The sequence below is a fragment of the Arthrobacter sp. RT-1 genome (genome assembly GCF_003367205.1).
In the GTDB taxonomy this organism is placed as follows: Bacteria; Actinomycetota; Actinomycetes; order Actinomycetales; family Micrococcaceae; genus Arthrobacter.
Genome location: NZ_QRGQ01000040.1, coordinates 152,458 through 167,051, shown reverse-complemented (window position 1 = coordinate 167,051; position 14,594 = coordinate 152,458). Strand labels below are relative to the sequence as shown.

Here is a 14,594-nt window from a genome sequence, read left to right as displayed (position 1 = left end):
GTGGTGCAGTGGCTTCTTCCGGCGTGGGAAGAAGGCCCTACCGTACCCAGCCCCCGTCCAGCGCGCTGTGCGAGCATGGGGCCATGGGTTCCTTCATTCTTCGGGTCATCATCAACGCCGCTGCCATCTGGGCAGCGAGCTGGGTCCTGCCCGGCCTGGAAATCTCCAGCCAGGCGGCCTCCGAGGCTGTGGCCAGGACCGGTGTTACGGAAGGCACGGACACCATCGGCCTGGTCCTGGCCTACCTCTTTATCGGTGCAATCTTTGGCGTGGTGAACGCGTTTGTCCGGCCCCTGGTGCGGTTCCTCGCACTCCCCATCACCATCCTCACCCTGGGACTCTTCACCATCGTCATCAATGCCGCGATGCTGTACCTGACGTCCTGGATCAGCAGTTACACACCGGTGGAATTCACCATCGATTCCTTCTTCTGGACCGCCGTACTGGCGGCCATCATCATTTCCCTGGTATCGCTGGTGGCAGGTGTGCTGCCCGGGGGGCGGAAGCGTTAGCCTGCCGGATTCCACCGGGGCTACCGGCCGCCATGTCCCCGCCCGTAGGCGCGGGGGTCCTGCGGGGTGAGCGTGGGCATGGGGCCCTTAGCCCTTGACAGGGAAAACCGGGTGGCCGTGGCGGTCCCGCCCGCTCCAAGGACGCCTGTCAGCACTGCGGTGGACTGTAGCAGCGACGGGTCGCTGCTGTCCGCGACCATCCGCGCGGCATCCTGGTACCCCTCGAAGCTGTGGCCAGGGCCCAGCCCCTTATCCTCCTGAGCGGAAACGGGGGAGGCCATGGATACGGTGACCCGGTTGCGGGTTTCGGGGTTCGCCAGACCATCGCTTCCGGGCACCCAGTCGGCCTCGTGTTCAAGGTGCAGTGAGCTTACTCCCGATCCCGGCCTGGTCCCGGCCACCGGCGAGCCGGCTGTCAGCACATACTTGACGTCGTACTGTTCCAGGACGCGGGGATCGGAAGCCAGGTTCATGGCATGGATCCCGCCCTGGCTGTAGCCCACCGCCACCACGGCCGCACCACGTTCTGCCCCGGCGGTTTCCAGAGCAGCAAGGACGGCCCGGTTGATCTCCTCCGAGCCGTACAGCATCGCCTCCGCGATGCCGGCTTCGTCAAAGGGGTTGTCACCGCCCGCGTACATTCCTGCCGCCTGGGTGCCGGGAAGGACCACCACGTACGTTGCAGCACCGCCGTTATCGACCTCAAGGACCTCGATGTGTCCGGGACCGCGGGCATCGACGTTCCGGATGCGCTCCAGGAGGCCGGCCGGTGATGCATCCAGTTCCACCTGGGCGGACTCTTCCTTCCGCGCGGCGAGCGGCCTGGGTATGAAGTTCGCGACCAGGAACATCAGGGCGTCCCGGACGAAGGGTTCCTGATCGATCCTTGCCCGGACATCGGGAGCCGCCAGCCCCAGCATGGTGATGATGGATTCTGCGGTCCGCCGGTCCGGGACTCCTGCTGCGGCCATGGTGGCCCACGAGGTGCTGAACTCCTCCACACTCGTGATTCCGAGGAACCTCCCGGCGTTGGCACGCCACTCCGCGTCCTCATAGTCCCGGAGGCAGGCACGTATCTGGCTGCTGATGCGCTGTAGCTCTGCCCTGGCAGCTTGGACGCGCCACTGGCCGTTCCGCACTGCGGCCAGATGGGCGGACGTGGACCATGCCGGCTGCCGGTCAACCCAGCAAAGGTGGTCCAGGATCCGCCCGGTCTCCTGCTCAACGGCAACGAGGTCAGTGGCCAGGGTATCCAGCTTCTCCGCGCCTGCCGTCAGCTCTTCGAGCTGGACGCTGATGCCAGTGGGGCCGCCCCTGATGCTCAGATGTCCCTCCCTGGAGGGGCCGAACAGGCGAATGCGGTCAGTGTCCATGGGTTGTCCGCCTTGCGTCAGTGCCGGCTATTGGCGAGTGCAGCCGCGACGCTCTCCTGGGCATGCCGTGCAACGGCGGCCTTGGCTTCCGCCAGGCATTCCGAAGCCTGGCGCAGGGCAGCGTCCTGGCGGGCGACGGTGTTCCGGTAGGCCTGCCCCGCCGGTGACTGCCAGTCGAGCAGCTGGATAGCCCTCAGGCCAGCGATGACTTCCTCAACCCTTGCCACGCAGGACCCGAGCCGTCCCGCCAGTGGCATGAGGTCGGCGGCGACATGGTCTGCCGCTCCGGGCATGCCGTCCCCCAATACATTCCACATCCGCACTCCCCACCCTGGGCAGCCCACGGGTTGCTGCCCTCGCATTGCTTTACTGATGCCACAACGCTAAGGAAGACCCGGCAGCAACCCCAGCACCGCCGTCGGCTATGTGGACAAGTAACGTGCAAAGGCAGGCTTAAGGAGCCGCCGGAGTTCGTGAAAGAATCAGCACATGCCTGAAACTGCCGCCACAGCTGATACACGTACGCCCTCAGGACGCCTGGCCCTTGCCGCGTCACCGGAAAAAATCGCGCTCGGTCCCCTGGACGGCCGGTACCAGTCCGCCGTCGCGCCGCTGGTTGATTACCTGTCCGAAGCTGCACTGAACCGTGACCGTGTGGCTGTGGAAGTGGAATGGCTCATCCACCTGACCAGCAACAACGTCCTCCCGGGCGCCGGGAAGCTCACCCCGGAACAGGAGGAGCAGCTCCGCGCCATCGTCACCGAATTCGACGCCGCGTCAGTCGCTGAACTGGCCGAAATCGAAGCCGTCACGGTTCACGACGTCAAAGCCGTGGAGTACTACATCGGACGCCGCCTCCCCGGCATCGGCATTGAAAACCTGACGGCCATGGTCCACTTCGGCTGCACATCCGAGGACATCAACAACCTCTCCTACGCCCTGGGAGTCAAGGGCGCTGTGGAGGACGTGTGGCTGCCCGCTGCCCGCGCGCTCGTGGCCCAGATCAGCAGGATGGCCGAGGACAACCGCGCCGTTCCCATGCTGTCCCGGACCCACGGGCAGCCGGCCACGCCCACCACCCTGGGCAAGGAACTGGCGGTCATCGCACACCGCCTCACGCGCCAGCTGGAGCGGATCGCCCGGACGGAGTACCTCGGCAAGATCAACGGTGCCACCGGCACCTACGCCGCCCACGTTGCGTCGGTTCCCGGCGCAGACTGGCAGCACGTCGCCAAGTCCTTCGTGGAAGGGCTGGGGCTGACCTGGAACCCCCTCACCACGCAGATTGAAAGCCACGACTGGCAGGCAGAACTGTACGCCGACGTCGCGCGTTTCAACCGCATCCTGCACAACGTCTGCACGGACATCTGGAGCTACATCTCCATCGGCTACTTCGCCCAGATCCCCGTGGCCGGAGCCACCGGTTCCTCCACCATGCCACACAAGGTCAACCCGATCCGCTTCGAGAACGCCGAGGCCAACCTCGAAATCTCCAACGGCCTGCTGGACACCCTGGCCGCCACCCTGGTGACCTCCCGCTGGCAGCGCGACCTCACGGACTCCTCCAGCCAGCGCAACATCGGCGTGGCCTTTGGCCACTCACTGCTCGCCATCTCCAACGTCGCCAAAGGCCTGGAACGCCTGGACGTCGCTGAGGACGTGCTGGCCGGGGATCTCGACACCAACTGGGAAGTCCTGGGCGAGGCCATCCAGATGGTCATGCGCGCGGAGGCGATTGCCGGCGTCGAAGGCATGGAAAACCCGTACGAGCGGCTCAAGGACCTCACCCGGGGCCAGCGCGTGGACGCCGCCCGCATGCAGGAATTCGTGCAGAGCCTGGGCCTTTCGGCCGACGCTGAGGCACGCCTGCTCGCTCTGACGCCCGGGAAGTACACGGGCATCGCCGACCAGCTGGTGGACCACCTCAAGTAGGCCGGCCGGCAAACATCAAAGGAAGTACGACGGCGGCGCCGGGCTCTGGCGGGCCCGGCGCCTTCGCGTTGCCAGGCCCTGCATGGTGCCGGTCCGCTGACCTGTTGCCGGGGTGCGAAACTGGAGAGCATGAAGCTGCTGCTGATCCGTCATGGACAAACCCCCGGCAACGTCCTTGGCCAGCTGGATACCGACCATCCGGGGCCCGGGCTCACCGAACTTGGCGAACGGCAGGCCGAGGCCATGGCCAGGTCGCTGGCCAACGAGCCGATCGGCGCGCTGTATGCCTCCACCCTGATCCGCACACAAATCACCGCGGCGCCGCTGGGCAAGCTGCACAGCCTGGACGTGACCGTGCTGGATGGCCTTCATGAGATCGAGGCCGGCGCCTTGGAAAAACTGACAGACCACGAATCCCACAAGCGGTACATGGGGACGGTGTTCGCCTGGGCGGCCGGGGATCTTGATGTCCGCATGCCGGCGGGGCCGGACGGCCACGCGTTCTTCGACCGCTTCGACGCTGCCATCACCCGGGTGGTGGACCAGGCGGCTCAAGGAAACCATGAAACTGCAGCGGTAGTCAGCCATGGTGCCGCCATCCGCACCTGGGCCGGGCGCCGGGCGGAGGACGCTGACCACGAGTTCGCCGCACGCCACGTACTGGCGAACACCGGAATCGTCGCCCTGGAAGGCGACCCCGACGCGGGCTGGAAACTGCTCCACTGGGACGGCAGCCCTGTCGGCGGGCTGGCCCTCGCAGATCCCACGGCAGAAGATCCTACCGGTGGGAACGTAACGGGCCCTTAGCCGTCACGGCTCAATGCCGCGGGACAAGCCGTGCGGCAAACGCCGCAGCCTCCTCCGCCGTCGGACGTTCCCGGCTGTCCATGGCCGTCAGGGACCGCAGGAACGGCCTCCAGCGGGGCGCCACGACATCAGGAACATCAGGGCTGCGAAGCGTCCTCGCCACCAGGGATTCGATGGCAGTCCCGGGAAATGCCTTGGTCCCGGTCAGCAGTTCCAGGAGGACCAGCCCCAGGGAGTAGACATCCCACGACGGCCGGGCGGCCCCGCCTGCTGCCTGTTCCGGGCTCATGTAGTGCACTGTTCCGGAGGAAATGCCCGGCTCGGGCGCTGAGCCGGCTGCCGCTGCGATTCCGAAGTCGATGATCCGGACAGGACTTCTCCGCAGGCCGCTCAGCATCAGGTTGGCAGGCTTGATGTCGCGGTGGACCAGGCCCTTTGAGTGAAGGTGGGCGAGCGCAGTGAACAGCCCGTGGGCCCAGACTGCCACGTCGCCGGGATTGTGGCTGTTGATCCGGACTGCCTCGGACATGCTGGATCCCAGCGCCAGCTCCTGCACCAGGAACGGCCGCCCGCCGTGCGGTCCGTAGTCCGGCAGGGAACCGTGGGCAATGAACCTGATGATGGAGGGATGATCCAGCGCCGCCAGGATGCCGGCTTCGTTGCGGATCCGCTCGTGCTGCTTGGCTGAGTGCACCGAAGCCATCTTGACGGCCACATCCGGTCCGCCTGCGAGGTCCACGGCCCGGAAGACTTCTGCTGCGGAACCGCGCCCAAGGCGTTCCTTGAGGTAAAAGCGCCCCGCCACGACGACGCTTCCGTCAGGGTTCTCGGCGCGGCGAGGCCGGTGCGCACGTCCCCGTTCCGGGTGTCCCTGTTCGCTGGGTGCTTGTTTTGCGGGAGCCAGGGCGGGCGCGGTCATGGGTGCCGTGGCGGGGCGCAGGCTTCGGCCAGGACGGCCGCTTCATCGGCTGAGTCAGCGGGCAGCCAGGCATCGAGCTGGAATCCGCAGCGGCAACGCCATACCGGCGGCAGTTCGATGAGGACGGCATTGTCCGGCGGAAAGCTGTAACCAGCGCCCACCTGCCCGATGGCAGGAGTGGCAAGTTCCATGGGCGTCCCGCAATGGACTTCGGTAAAAGTGGTCAACGCGCTCACGACTCCCTAAGGAAGAAACTTCAAGGTTGATCGTAAGCTTACATATTACTAGCCAGACTAGCTAGTCCGGCTAGTTACTTTTTTGATGCCCGTCCCTGACGGAGAGGGCATCCGTCATCTGCTGCAGGAAGTCGACCACGACGTGGGCCTGGTCCGCCGTCAGACCTTCGGCAACGGTCATCATCCGGCGATGCATCGCACCCAGCGTTTCGCGCACCTCCGTGTCGGATTGCACGGTGGGAATGACGACGATGGAGCGGCGGTCGGAGGGGTGGGCCTCGCGGCGGACGTGCCCGCTGGCCACCAGCCTGTCGATCAGCGAGGTGGTGGACGCGCTGGTGATGCCGAGGAACTGGCTCAAATCCTTGGGAACAACCGCCTTCCCGGAAGCCTGGGCGCGGAGGAGGAAGCGTAGCGCCAGGATGTCCGTTTCGCCCATGCCCATGGAGTCCCTGGTGGAACGGCGGACGGCAGTCTCCGCGGCCCGGTAATCGCGCAGTGACTTCAGCACGGCAGCACCGTAATCCAACTGCCCGTCCGGACCGTACCAGTAGCCGGAGCCTTCGTTACCCGTGGATCCCATGGATTGATCTTAGACCAACTGATAAGTAGGCAAGCTAGCAATATCGGCCCACGTTATCCAACCGCTTACGCAGAAGAAACACCCGCGTAACCGCTGGCTTCTAGCCTTTTAATGCATATCCCTTCGGCGAATCGAGGCAGACATGCAGACCAATCCGCGGCTGAACATCCGGCAGGTATCCTGGTCCAACCCTGTCGGCGCCGACCTGCGCCGCGCGCAGCAGGCTGAACTCGATGCGCGCTTTGGTACCCCTGACCATGAACCCGGCACACCGCCGTCGGGCGCTGACTGCGCCGTGTTCCTCGTGGCGTATGACAAGGGATCAGGCCAGCCCGTGGGCTGCGGCGGCCTCCGGCTCCTGGATTCCACCACCGCTGAAATCAAGCGCCTGTACGTCCTTCCCTACACCCGCGGCTCGGGCGTGGCCAGCTCCATCCTGGCCGCACTGGAGGCAGAGGCACACAAACAGGGGATCACCAGGATCAAGGCCGAAGCCGGTTCCGCACAGCCGGACGGCCGCAATTTCTACCAGAACTCCGGGTTTGAGCCGGTCCCGAATTATGGTCCCTATATCGGGGTGGAACACTCCTACTGCTACGCCAAAAGCATTGATGCACGGAGCGCCGCGCACACGGCCATGGCATAAGGGCCGGGCGTCATAAGTGCGTACGGATTCTGCGCCTCGGCTAATCTCGGCCTATGGAAACAGCAGACATCACCTTCCGCACCCGCAAGTGGGTACGTCCTGAGGACCTCAACGCCAACGGGACCCTGTTCGGTGGAAGCCTGCTGAAGTGGATCGACGAGGAAGCCGCGATCTACGCCATCCTCCAGCTGGGCAACGGCAGGGCGGTGACAAAGTACATCTCGGAAATCAACTTCGTCAGCTCGGCCGTCCAGGGCGACCTCATCGAGATGGGCCTGACGGCCACGCGGTTCGGCAGGACATCGCTGACCATGCGCGCCGAAGTCCGCAACATGATCACCCGGCAGAGCATCCTCACCATCGAGGAGATCGTCTTCGTTAACCTGAATCCCTCCGGAAAGCCCGAACCGCATGGCTACACGGAGATCACCTATGACCGCGACCGCATTCCCACCCACCACCTGACGGAAACAGTGACCCAGGACTGACGTTTCACCCGGCGTTCACCCGCACGCCGCCTACCATTCCCTCCACTGGACCACAGTGAACAGCCGGGCTGTTTATCGAATCGATAGCAAAACAGCCCCACATTCCGCACGGCCGGCTATAGGCTGTGCGGACATGCTCCGGTTCCAGTGCAGAAATGAGTCATGATCGTGCGTAAATTGCAGTCCTTGGTTGCCGCCGCCGTCGCCGCCGCCCTTCTTGCCGGATGCGGCGGTGCCGCAACTCCGCCCGCTTCCTCCGCGGACGCGTCCTCCGCTCCCGCCGCGGGTTCCGGCGAAACCCTGGTGGTGTACACCAACTCCAACGGCGAAGGCCGCGGCGAATGGCTGACCGCCAAGGCAGCAGAGGCCGGCTTCACCATCGAGATCGTGGGTGCCGGCGGTGCGGACGCCACCAACAAACTGATTGCCGAGAAGAACAACCCGATCGCGGACGTGGCCTTCGGCTTGAACAACATGTACTTCTCGCAGATCAAGGCCGAAGACGCCCTGGAACCGTACACCCCCTCCTGGGCAGGCGAGGTGGACAAGGAACTGGGCGACGGCGAAACCTACTGGCCCCTGGTGAAACAGGCCATCCTCTTGGGCTACAACTCAGACAAGATCTCCAAGGACTCCGCCCCGCAGGACTGGACGGACCTGTGGACCAAGGATGAATTCAAGGACCGCTACGAGCGCGTGACCGGACTGGGCACCGCCACCGCCCAGCTCGTGTTCGCCGGCATCCTCAGCCGCTACCGGGACGACTCCGGCGACCTGGGCATTTCCGATGAGGGCTGGCAGCAGGTTGAGCAGTACTTCCAGAACGGCAGCCCGGCCGTTGCCAAGACCGACCTTTTCGCACGCATCGCTTCCGGCGAGGTGGACATGGGACAGATGCCGTCCTCGATCATCGCCGAACGGGAAAAGTCCTTCAAGGTGAACGTTGACACCGTCATTCCCTCCGTGGGCGTCCCGCTCGCGGTGGAGCAGATCGCCCTGGTGAAGGGGACCGGGAAGAAGGAGCAGGCGCAGAAGTTCATCGACTGGTTCGGCAGTGCTGATGTCCAGGGTGCGTTTGCCCAGCAGTTCAACTCCATGCCGGTGAACAAGTCCGCCGAAGCGAAGGCCAACCCCGAGGTGGTGGACTTCTTCGCGGACCTCAAGCAGCAGGACATCGACTGGGAGTTCGTGCAGGAGAACATGGGCGCCTGGGTGGAGAAGATCGAGCTCGAGTACATGACGTAGTCGGGTTTCCCGCCGCCAGCTTTCCCGCTCCACCAGACAGGTTTTGCCATGATCCGCTTGGACAACATTGAAGTTTCCTTTGGTGACTTCACCGCCATACCGCACCTGGACCTGCACGTCCGGCCGGGCGAATTCTTCACCCTGCTGGGCCCGTCAGGCTGCGGAAAGACGACGGCGCTGCGCACCCTGGCCGGTTTCATCCAGCCGTCCGCGGGCACTGTCCACGTGGACGGCAAGGACGTCACCCGGCTGCCGAGTGATAAGCGGCAGGTGGGCATGGTGTTCCAGAACTATGCCCTGTTTCCGAGCATGAGCGTGTGGGAGAACATAGCCTTCGGCCTGCGGGTCCGGAAGGAGAAGCAGGCCGACAGTGACCGGCTTGTCCGGGACATTGCCCGCCGGGTGGAACTCAGTGATGAGCAGCTGGCCAAGAACGTGGCCGAGCTGTCCGGCGGGCAGCAGCAGCGGGTGGCCGTGGCGCGGGCACTGGTGCTGCGGCCCAAGATCCTGCTGCTGGACGAGCCGCTGTCCAACCTGGACGCCAAGCTCCGCCACCAGCTCCGGCAGCAGCTCAAGGACCTGCAGAGCGAGTTCGGCATTACCACCGTGTACGTCACCCATGACCAGGACGAAGCCCTGGCCATGAGCGACCGGGTGGCCGTGTTCAACAAGGGAGTGGTGGAGCAGGTGGGCACCCCGCAGGAAATCTACGACCATGCCGGCACGGAGTTCGTCTGCAACTTCATCGGTGACAGCTCCACCCTGACACCGGAGTTCGTGGCCGAAGTGAACCGTCTTTCCGGCGCGCAGCTCAGCACGGAAGCCACCTCCTACCTGCGGGTGGAGAAGGCGTCACTTGCCGCACCTGCCGGCGGCAGCCCCGCCGTCGGACTTCCCGGTACCGTGGTATCCCGCACCTACCATGGCCTGCACAGCCGGTATGTGGTGCGCAGCCACGGCGCGGAGATCCGGCTGCTGGTCAAAGAGGACGGCGGAGCCCACCCGGAACCGGGAACGGAAACCACTGTCTACCTCCAGCCTGCCCATATCCTGCAGTACCACCGGGAAACAGGCGTCGCCCTGAGGCAGCAGGAGCAGGCGGTCGTCCTGCCATGAGCAGCGCGTCCGTCCGCGGGATGGTCCGCTCCCCGTTCGTCCTGGTGGTGGGTGTGGTGCTGACCTGGTTCATCGCCGCGTTCCTGGTATGGCCCAACGTCAACGTCCTGATGGCCACGTTCTTTCCGGACGGCAGCTTTTCCGGGCGGGCGGCCGAAAAGCTCTTCTCGTCCCAGAGGGCCATGAAGGCGCTGGGCAACAGCTTCCTGCTGGCAGTGGCCCTGTCCATCACGGTCAACCTGGTGGGCATCTTCATCGTCCTGGTGACGCATTACTTCCGGATCCGGGGCTCGCGGATCCTGTTCCTGGGTTACGCCTCCACGTTTATCTATGGCGGCATCGTGCTGGCCGCGGGATACAAGTTCATCTATGGGGACAAGGGAATTGTCACCTCGCTGCTGGTGAAGGTGTTTCCCGGCATGGATCCGGGCTGGTTCTCCGGATTTTTCGCGGTCCTGGTAGTGATGACCTTTGCCACCACCACCAACCACATGCTCTTCGTGGCGAACGCGCTCAAGGGCATTGATTACCAGACCATCGAAGCGGCCCGGAACCTGGGCGCCTCCACCTGGACCATCCTCCGCCGGATTGTGCTTCCCATGCTCAAGCCCACGCTGTTCGCCGTAACCATCCTGTCCTTCCTTACCGGGCTGGGGGCACTGAGCGCCCCGCAGGTGCTGGGCGGGCGCGATTTCCAGACCATCACCCCGATGATCCTGACGTTCACCAACAGCCCCACCTCACGGGACCTCGCTGCGCTGCTGGCCGTGATCCTTGGCCTGGCCACCATCCTGATGCTCGCGGTGATGTCCCGCCTGGAGAAGGGCGGCACCTACTTCTCGGTGTCCAAGGTGTCCTCCGAGCTGCAGAAGCAGGAGATCACCAACCCCGCAGCCAACATTGCCGTCCATGTGCTGGCATACCTGCTGTTCGCCGTGTACACACTGCCCGTGGTGCTGATCGTGCTGTATTCGTTCGCGGACGGCGCCGCCATCCAGACCGGTCAGCTCGCCCTGGGCAACCTGACCCTGGACAACTACGTGCGGGTCCTGACCCAGCAATCCGGGCTGCGGCCGTTCATTGTCAGCGTGGTGTACAGCGCACTGGCCGCGCTCATCGCCGTGGGCGGGCTGCTGTTCGTGGCCCGGCTGCTGCAGAAATACAAAAACTGGGTGGCAACAGCTTTCGAATACCTGCTGCACATTCCCTGGATCCTGCCTTCGGCACTGCTGGCCCTTGGCCTGATCATCAGCTACGACCACCCCAATCCGTTGGTGGGCGGTGCGGTGCTCACCGGCACCACGGTGATCCTGCTGATCGCCTTTGTCACTGTCAAGATCCCGTTCACGCTCCGTATGCTCAAGGCTTCCTTCGCCTCGGTGAACTCCTCGTTGGAGGAAGCGGCGGCCATCATGGGTGCCAGGACGCTGTATGTGTTCCGGCGGATCCTGCTGCCGTTGGTGCTTCCGGCGGCCGCCGCCATCACCGCACTGAACTTCAACAGCCTGCTGGACGACTACGACACCGCCATCTTCCTGGCCCACCCCCTGGTCCAGCCGCTGGGCCTGGTCATCAAAGCCAACACCGACGGCGCCGAAGGCGTGGCGGGGGTTGCCAACACCTTCGTCTACACCGTGCTCCTGATGGTGATCACCGGCGTCACCATGTATCTCGTCTACGGCCGCTCGAGCAGGGGCAAGTCACGGAAGAAGCGGCTGCCGGCCGTTCCGCCCGCCTCCCCGGTTCCCGGTCCGGGTCTTCCCGGAACCCCGGTATCCACAGAGGATGCCGCACAGCCGGCAGCTCCCGTCCGGTGATCAGTCCGCGGAACCGCTGACGACGGCGGAACGTCCGTTCCGCCGTCGGGCGAGGCTGAGGAGGCGGTCACGCAGGGGCTGGCCACCGTCGGCGAGGGCGACGCGCCCCAGCGCCGAGGATGCCAGGCTCAGGACGCGGGTCCGCAGCCGCCGCTGCCGGTCGTAGGCACGCAGTGCCTGGTCTTCGGGCAGCGTGTTGAGAAGGTCAGCCAGTGTCACCGCGTCCACAAGCGACTCGCACGCGCCGCGACCCAGGGTGGGGAGCATGGCGTGGGCGGCATCGCCGACGAGCACGCTCCGCCCGCGGACGTAGGAGCCAAGGCGCGGAACTGTCCAGATCCGCTGGACCAGGCATGCTTCGGGAGTGGCTGCGGCCAGCGTGCGGCGGATGGCGGGGGCGTGGGTGGCATAGCGTTCCCGGGCGTGTTCCAAGGCTGATGCTGCGTCAATCCCGTACGGGCCCACCCCGGACCGGTAGCTGGCGTACCAGAAGGACCCTCCCCGGGCGGCAGCCATACCGAACAGGTCGCCGCGGCCCCAGTACTCTCCCACCTCGCCGGGACTGACCGGAGCTGGGAGAGTGCCGCGGAGGGCGAGGTACGGGGTGAGGCGGGCATCTGTCGCGGCGCCCCAGATCTCCCGGCGGACTGCGCTGTGCACGCCGTCGGCGCCGACCACAAGGCTGCCGTCGGCAGGAAGTGACCTGACGTTGCTGGTAATCCGGAGGACGGTTCCCGGGACGGCGCCGTCCAGCAACCGGAGAAGGTCAACCCGGGATATACCGAACATATCCCCCACGCTGACGGTGACCCACGGCTCGCCCTGGGCGTCACGGACGGATCCGCTGCCGATCACCGGGCTGACCGCCCGCGCCTCTTCAAGGATTCCCAGCCGCTCCAGCGCACGCTGGGCGTTCGGCCACATGCCCAGCGCGTTTCCGACAGCGGGCAGTTCGGGGCGCTTCTCATACACCGTCACCTGGAACCGGGCCGGGTCCAGGCAGGCGGCCAGTGCCAGTCCGGCGATTCCGCCGCCAATGATCGAGATGGTTTCCATGCCCGTGATTCTACTACTTTTGTAGTGGATGGCTAGGGGGCAATTAGACTGTGGCCATGCCCGACAGACGCACCGAATTGATGGACGCCGCCCTCGCCGTGGTGGCGGAGAAGGGCATGAAGGGCCTCACCCACCGGGCAGTGGATGCCGCCGCACACTTGCCCGAGGGCACCACTTCCAACTACTACCGGAACCGCGCGGCCCTCGTGGAAGCGGTGCTTGACCGCATGCTGGAGCTGGACGCCGCACTCCTGCAGGACCAGGGCCCCGCCGGTCCGCCGCAGGACATTGAGGAACTGGCAGACCAGCTGGCCACCCTGATGCTGGCGCTGGCCGGGCGGCACGCGGGGCTCAGCCGCGCCCGCCTGGCCATCTCCCTCGACAGGCCCGAGTCAGTGACAGCGGGACACTTCCGGCTGGTGGGCGGCCTGGAGCAGGCCCTCGCAGCGCTGGGAGTGGCGGATGCGCCGGCCCGGGCACGGGACCTGGCGGACTACGGCGACGGCGTGCTGCTGCACCTGCTCACAGTCAGGCGCGGTGAGCGACCGGACGCAGCAGCCATCGCCGCAGCAGTCCGGCGGCTGCTGGCTTAGCGGGCGCCGGGCCAGCCGGTGTAGGCCTCGGCAAGGTAGGCCAGTCCGTGCCGTGAGGAGACGACGGAGTTGAGTTCGCCGAGCTGGCGTGCACGGGAGAAATCGTCGGCGTCGGCGGGGGTGTGGAGCATGGTGGTCATCCAGTAGGAGAACTGCTGCGCCTTCCAGACCCGTTCCAGGGCGCGGTCGCTGTACGCCTCAAGCAGGCGGTCCGATCCGGAGTTGTAATGGGTGTCAAGTCCTTCGAAGAGGACCTTGACGTCATGGATGGCAAGGTTCAGGCCTTTCGCGCCGGTGGGCGGGACCGTGTGGGCGGCGTCGCCCACGAGGAAGAGGTTGCCGTGGCGCATCGGGGTGTGGACGAAGCTGCGGAACGGCAGGACCATTTTCTCGATGACCGGCCCTTCCTTGAGCTCGAAGCCGTTGCCGTTCACGCGGCTGCGGAACTCGGCCCAGATGCGGTCGTCGTCCCAGTTGGCGACGTTTTCCTTGGGGTCGCACTGGAAGTACATCCGCTGCACGGTTTCGGTGCGCTGGCTGATCAGTGCGAAGCCGTTGGACGAGTTGGCGTAGATCAGTTCGTCGGAGCTGCGCGGAGCCTCGGCCAGGATGCCGAACCAGGCGAAGGGGTATTCGTGGAAGTACCACTTGCGGTGCGCCTCGGGGATCTGGAACCGGCAGTGGCTGCGGGAGCCGTCGGCACCCACCAGGAAGTCTGCCTGGATCTCGTATTCCACGCCGTCGGAGTCGGTGAACCAGACCTTCGGCTTGCCTTCGAGGTCGTGGACGGTGGTGTCCCTGACGCTGTACCGGACGTCGCCGCCGTCGGCCGTCCTGCGCGCGGCGAGGTCCAGGAAAACGTCCGTCTGCGGGTACAGCCAGACGGACTCCCCCACCAGGTCCTTGAAGTCGACGCGGTGGCTTTCACCGTTGAAGCGCAACTCAATGCCGTCGTGCCGGTCCCCGTCCCGCAACACCCGGTCCGAGACGCCGCTGTCCACCAGCAGGTTGACCGTCCCGTGCTCCAGGATTCCGGCCCGGACCGTCTCGGAGATCTCCTTGTGGCTGCGGACTTCAATGACGGTGGACTCGATGCCGGCCTTGGCCAGCAGGTGGGACAGCATCAGCCCGGCGGGGCCGGCGCCCATGATGGCTACCTGGGTGGTGATGATCTTGCGTGCTGCCATGATTCTCTCGCTTCGTTGCGGGGCCGCTGGGGCCGGTTCGGTGCGTCTGGCTAACAGTGTGCGCCGCCAGGGGTGACCGTCGTT

The 14,594-nt window shown here is 65.5% G+C and carries 16 protein-coding genes; 9 read left to right on the top strand and 7 right to left on the bottom strand.

Annotated elements, in window-relative coordinates; genetic code table 11:
* Positions 1-83 precede the first annotated feature (83 nt).
* Positions 84-512: a phage holin family protein gene (locus tag DXK94_RS18950; protein WP_079598028.1), complete on the top strand. Its 429-nt coding sequence runs from the start codon at positions 84-86 to the stop codon at positions 510-512.
* A gap of 20 nt (positions 513-532) precedes the next feature.
* On the opposite strand, the gene DXK94_RS18945 is transcribed toward DXK94_RS18950, so the two are convergent.
* A complete protein-coding gene (locus DXK94_RS18945) occupies positions 533-1,885 on the bottom strand; it encodes a hypothetical protein (RefSeq protein ID WP_115526112.1) in 1,353 nt (450 codons plus the stop codon).
* A gap of 17 nt (positions 1,886-1,902) precedes the next feature.
* A complete protein-coding gene (locus DXK94_RS18940; protein ID WP_115526111.1) occupies positions 1,903-2,202 on the bottom strand; it encodes a hypothetical protein in 300 nt (99 codons plus the stop codon).
* A gap of 172 nt (positions 2,203-2,374) precedes the next feature.
* Here DXK94_RS18940 and purB point away from each other — a divergent pair, with 172 nt between their 5' ends.
* Together purB and DXK94_RS18930 are read left to right on the top strand one after the other, a co-directional pair.
* Positions 2,375-3,817 carry an adenylosuccinate lyase gene (purB, locus tag DXK94_RS18935; RefSeq protein ID WP_115526110.1) on the top strand — a complete coding sequence of 481 codons (1,443 nt, stop codon included), beginning with the start codon at positions 2,375-2,377 and terminating at the stop codon, positions 3,815-3,817.
* Positions 3,818-3,946: 129 nt separating this feature from the next.
* On the top strand, positions 3,947-4,624 hold the full coding sequence (locus DXK94_RS18930; RefSeq protein ID WP_115526109.1) for a histidine phosphatase family protein: 678 nt from the start codon (positions 3,947-3,949) through the stop codon (positions 4,622-4,624).
* A gap of 10 nt (positions 4,625-4,634) precedes the next feature.
* Here the strand turns inward: DXK94_RS18930 and DXK94_RS18925 are convergent, their stop codons facing one another.
* The 3 genes from DXK94_RS18925 to DXK94_RS18915 form a co-directional block, all read right to left on the bottom strand.
* The gene (locus DXK94_RS18925) at positions 4,635-5,543 is read right to left on the bottom strand and encodes a serine/threonine-protein kinase (RefSeq protein ID WP_115526108.1); all 909 of its coding nucleotides are present in this window, start codon (positions 5,541-5,543) and stop codon (positions 4,635-4,637) included.
* The gene (locus tag DXK94_RS18920; protein ID WP_147294406.1) at positions 5,540-5,779 is read right to left on the bottom strand and encodes a hypothetical protein; all 240 of its coding nucleotides are present in this window, start codon (positions 5,777-5,779) and stop codon (positions 5,540-5,542) included. The genes DXK94_RS18925 and DXK94_RS18920 overlap by 4 nt, the downstream gene beginning before the upstream one ends.
* Positions 5,780-5,849: 70 nt before the next feature.
* Positions 5,850-6,362, bottom strand: coding sequence for a MarR family winged helix-turn-helix transcriptional regulator (locus DXK94_RS18915; RefSeq protein WP_115526106.1), 513 nt, complete (start codon positions 6,360-6,362; stop codon positions 5,850-5,852).
* Between the two features lie 142 nt (positions 6,363-6,504).
* Here DXK94_RS18915 and DXK94_RS18910 point away from each other — a divergent pair, with 142 nt between their 5' ends.
* The 5 genes from DXK94_RS18910 (at position 6,505) to DXK94_RS18890 (ending at position 11,674) form a co-directional block, all read left to right on the top strand.
* Positions 6,505-7,008 carry a GNAT family N-acetyltransferase gene (locus DXK94_RS18910; RefSeq protein WP_079598036.1) on the top strand — a complete coding sequence of 168 codons (504 nt, stop codon included), beginning with the start codon at positions 6,505-6,507 and terminating at the stop codon, positions 7,006-7,008.
* 53 nt (positions 7,009-7,061) lie between these two features.
* Positions 7,062-7,496 (top strand): acyl-CoA thioesterase, encoded by a 435-nt coding sequence (locus DXK94_RS18905; protein WP_079598037.1) that lies wholly within the window; start codon positions 7,062-7,064, stop codon positions 7,494-7,496.
* 168 nt (positions 7,497-7,664) lie between these two features.
* Positions 7,665-8,741, top strand: a complete 1,077-nt coding sequence (locus tag DXK94_RS18900; RefSeq protein WP_115526215.1) for an extracellular solute-binding protein — start codon at positions 7,665-7,667, stop codon at positions 8,739-8,741.
* Positions 8,742-8,789: 48 nt separating this feature from the next.
* Entirely contained in the window at positions 8,790-9,857 is a 1,068-nt protein-coding gene (locus DXK94_RS18895; RefSeq protein WP_115526105.1) for an ABC transporter ATP-binding protein, read from the top strand.
* Positions 9,854-11,674 carry an iron ABC transporter permease gene (locus DXK94_RS18890; RefSeq protein ID WP_079598040.1) on the top strand — a complete coding sequence of 607 codons (1,821 nt, stop codon included), beginning with the start codon at positions 9,854-9,856 and terminating at the stop codon, positions 11,672-11,674. The genes DXK94_RS18895 and DXK94_RS18890 overlap by 4 nt, the downstream gene beginning before the upstream one ends.
* Here DXK94_RS18890 and DXK94_RS18885 read toward each other — a convergent pair whose 3' ends face one another.
* Complete coding sequence (locus DXK94_RS18885) at positions 11,675-12,730, bottom strand: FAD-dependent monooxygenase (protein WP_115526104.1); 1,056 nt, start codon at positions 12,728-12,730, stop codon at positions 11,675-11,677.
* 56 nt (positions 12,731-12,786) lie between these two features.
* On the opposite strand from DXK94_RS18885, the gene DXK94_RS18880 reads away from it, so the two are divergent.
* Positions 12,787-13,323: a TetR/AcrR family transcriptional regulator gene (locus DXK94_RS18880; protein WP_115526103.1), complete on the top strand. Its 537-nt coding sequence runs from the start codon at positions 12,787-12,789 to the stop codon at positions 13,321-13,323.
* Here the strand turns inward: DXK94_RS18880 and DXK94_RS18875 are convergent.
* Entirely contained in the window at positions 13,320-14,510 is a 1,191-nt protein-coding gene (locus DXK94_RS18875; protein ID WP_115526102.1) for a 4-hydroxybenzoate 3-monooxygenase, read from the bottom strand. The genes DXK94_RS18880 and DXK94_RS18875 overlap by 4 nt on opposite strands.
* Positions 14,511-14,594: the final 84 nt, after the last annotated feature.